Annotated in this window: 2 protein-coding genes; both read left to right on the plus strand. The window is 70.3% G+C overall.

Annotation, left to right across the window (positions count from 1 at the left end; genetic code table 11):
* Positions 1 to 65 precede the first annotated feature (65 nt).
* The gene (locus VFS34_00025) at positions 66 to 410 is read left to right on the plus strand and encodes a PadR family transcriptional regulator (GenBank protein ID HET9792818.1); all 345 of its coding nucleotides are present in this window, start codon (positions 66 to 68) and stop codon (positions 408 to 410) included.
* Positions 407 to 3,082, plus strand: coding sequence for an ABC transporter permease (locus VFS34_00030; GenBank protein ID HET9792819.1), 2,676 nt, complete (start codon positions 407 to 409; stop codon positions 3,080 to 3,082). Before VFS34_00025 ends, VFS34_00030 begins: the two co-directional genes overlap by 4 nt.
* Positions 3,083 to 3,363 lie beyond the last annotated feature (281 nt).

Consider the following 3,363-nt stretch of genomic DNA (forward strand, 5'->3'; position numbering starts at 1 on the left):
CGTTCCCCTTGCTTTCCCATAGGAAAGTGTGCGACCCTTTCTCTGGGTAAGCCAAAGGAGCGATGATGCCCGCGAAAACGGAAGTCTGGCAGGGAACGCTGGCGCTGATGGTGCTGCGGACGCTCGAAACGCTCGGCCCGCTTCACGGCTACGGCATCGCGCGGCGCATCGAGCAGACGAGCGGCGACCTCCTGTCCTTGAACGACGGGACGCTGTATCCCGCGCTCGTCAAGCTCGAGCAGGAGGGGGCGATCGCGTCCGAGTGGGGCGTCTCGGAGAACAACCGCCGCGCGAAGTTCTACCGGCTGACCCGCGCGGGCCGCCGGCAGATCGAGAAGGACACGCGGGAATGGGAGCGAGCGACCGCCATCGTCGCACGCTTCCTCGCCCCGGCCGGAGGGAATCCGTGAGCGCCCCGCGCGCGTGGCTCCGCCGGTTTGCGGAAATGTTCGGAAAGGCGCGCCGCGACCGGGACCTCGCCGAGGAGCTCGAGGCGCACGTCCAGATGCGCACGGACGAGGCGGTGGCGCGCGGCGTGCCTCCGGAGCAGGCGCGCCGCGAGGCGCTGCAGCGTCTCGGGGGGCTCGACCAGACGAAGGAAAGGGTGCGCGACCGGCGGGGGATTCCCTTCGTGGAAGTCGCCGCGCAGGACGTGCGGTACGGCCTGCGGATGCTGCGCCGGAAGCCGGTATTCGCGGGCGTCGCGATCGCCACGCTCGCGCTCGGGATCGGCGCGAACACGGCGCTCTTTTCCGTCGTCGACGGCGTTCTGCTGAACCCGTTGCCCTATCCCGACGCCGACCGGCTCGTGACTCTCCACGAGAGCAAGCCGAACTTCGCCGCGGGGTCGCTCTCGTACCCCAACTTCCGGGACTGGCAGGCGATGAACCGGACGTTCTCCGCGATGGCGGTCATGCGCCGGACCTCGTTCTCCCTGATCGGACGGGGAGAGCCGGAGCGAGTGCGCGGTCATTTCATCACGGCCGATCTGTTTTCGATCCTCGGCGTGCGTCCGGTGCTCGGGCGCTTCTTCGCGAAAGGGGAAGACGAGATCGGCGGGAAGCCCCTCGCCCTGATCGGCGCGGAGCTCTGGAAACGGAAGTTCTCGGGAGCGCTCGACGTCGTCGGGTCCCGCATCGTCCTCGACGGCAAGGACTACACGATCGTCGGCGTCGTGCCGGCCGGCTTCGATCTCACGCTCCGCGGGGCGAACCGGTCGGAGGTGTTCCTGCCGATCGGCCAGTGGGGGAATTCCCTTTTGAACGAACGCGGCGCCGGCCTCGGGATCTTCGGCGTCGGCCGGATGCGCCCGGGGGTATCGCTGGCGCAGGCGCGGGCGGACATGAGCCGCGTCGCGCGGAACCTCGCCGACGCGTATCCGGAGCAGAACAAGGGGATCGGGGCGACGCTGATTCCGCTCAAGGAGCAGATCGTCGGCGAGGTCCGGCCGTATCTCCTCGCGCTCCTCGCGGCGGTCGCGTTCGTGCTCCTCATCGCGTGCGTGAACGTCGCGAACCTGCTGCTCGCGCGCTCGACGTCGCGGGCGCGGGAGTTCGGCATCCGCTCGGCCCTCGGCGCGGGGAGGGGGCGGATCCTTCGCCAGCTGGTGACGGAGAGCCTGGTCCTCTCGATTCTCGGCGGCGGACTCGGTCTGCTGCTCGCCGCGCGCGGCACGCGGGCGGCGGTCGCTCTCCTCGGACCGTCGATCCCGAGGACGAGCGCGATCGGCATCGACGTCCGCGTCCTCCTCTTCACGACGGCCGTTTCCCTCCTCGCCGGTCTCGTGTTCGGCCTCGCTCCCTCGCTGCGCTCCTCGCGCGACGACGGATCCGGCGCCCTCAAGGAAGGCGGGCGCGGGGCGGTGGGCGCGCGGAACCGCGCGCAGGCCGTCTTCGTGGTGGCCGAGCTCGCGATGGCGCTCATCCTGCTGATCGGCGCCGGCCTGATGATCCGCACGCTGTCGCGACTGTGGAGCCTGGATCCCGGTTTCGAACCGAAAGGCGTCCTCACGTTCAATCTCTCGATGCCGCCGTCGATGGCCGGCGCGTCGGCGGCGGAGGTGCGCGCCGCGGTTCGCGATCTCGACGCGACTCTGGCCTCGGCGCCCGGAGTCCGGGCCGCCTCGCTTTCCTGGGAGACCTTTCCGCTGCTCTCGGACGAAGAAGAACTGTTCTGGCTGGAGGGCCAGCCGAAGCCTTCGAACGTCAACGCCATGAACTGGTCGCTCAAGTACATCGTCGAGCCCGGCTACCGGGAAGCGATGAGGCTGCGCGTCCAGCGGGGCCGCTTTCTCGCGCCGGGAGACGACGAGCACGCGCCGCTCGTGACGGTGATCGACGACGTCTTCGCCCGAAAGTTCTTCGGGTCGGTCGATCCGGTCGGCAAGCGGCTGAATCTCGACGATTTCGACCAGCCGGCGCAGATCGTCGGCGTCGTGGGTCACGTGCGGCAATGGGGTCTCGACGCCGACGACACGCAGCCGCTCCGCGCCCAGCTCTACCTCGCGTGTCTGCAGATGCCCGACCGGTACGTCGCGGGCTCGGCGGGCGGCACGATCGCGGTGCGCACCGCCGGCGCGCCATCCGCGCTCGCCGAGCCGCTGCGGCGGCTCCTCCAGGCCGCGCACCGCGATCAGGTCGTGTACGGCATGCAGACGATGGAGGCGATCATTTCCGATTCGCTCGCGGCCCGCCGCACGTCGATGATCCTGCTCGGGGCCTTCGCCGCGCTCGCGCTGGTCCTCTCGGCGATCGGCATCTACGGCGTGATCGCGTTCGTCGCCGGGCAGAGGAAGGGGGAAATCGGGATCCGGATGGCGCTCGGCGCACAGCGGCGCGACATCCTGCGTCTCGTCGTCGGACAGGGCGGGCGCCTCGCCACGTTCGGCATCGGGCTCGGAATCCTCGGCGCGCTCGGGCTCACGCGGCTGATGTCGGGTCTCCTCTACGGCGTCAGCTCCTTCGATCCCGCGACGTTCGGCGCGATGGCGGCCGTGCTCTGGACCGTTGCGATGCTCGCCAGCTACTTTCCGGCGCGGGCGGCCGCGGCGGTCGATCCGATGGCCGTCCTTCGGGCGGAGTAGGAAATCGGAGACGAGCCCCGGCGGCGGGACGGGCGAAGCGGCCATCGGCCGGCTCGGAGATTCCGGGACCGCGGATCACCGGGGCCGCGGGCCTCGCCCCATCCGGCGGCCGGCGGGCGCGGCGTCCCCGCCGGTCGCGTAGAATCGCTTCGATGGCTCCCCGCACGCTTCGTTTCCTCGTCGCCGTCGACTTCTCGCCCGAATCGAAGGTCGCCTACGAATCGGCCCGCGATCTCGCCCTGCGGACGGGCGCATCGCTGACGCTCGCGCACGTCCGCCCC

The sequence above is a fragment of the Thermoanaerobaculia bacterium genome (assembly GCA_035717485.1).
Lineage (GTDB): Bacteria > Acidobacteriota > Thermoanaerobaculia > UBA5066 > DATFVB01 > DATFVB01.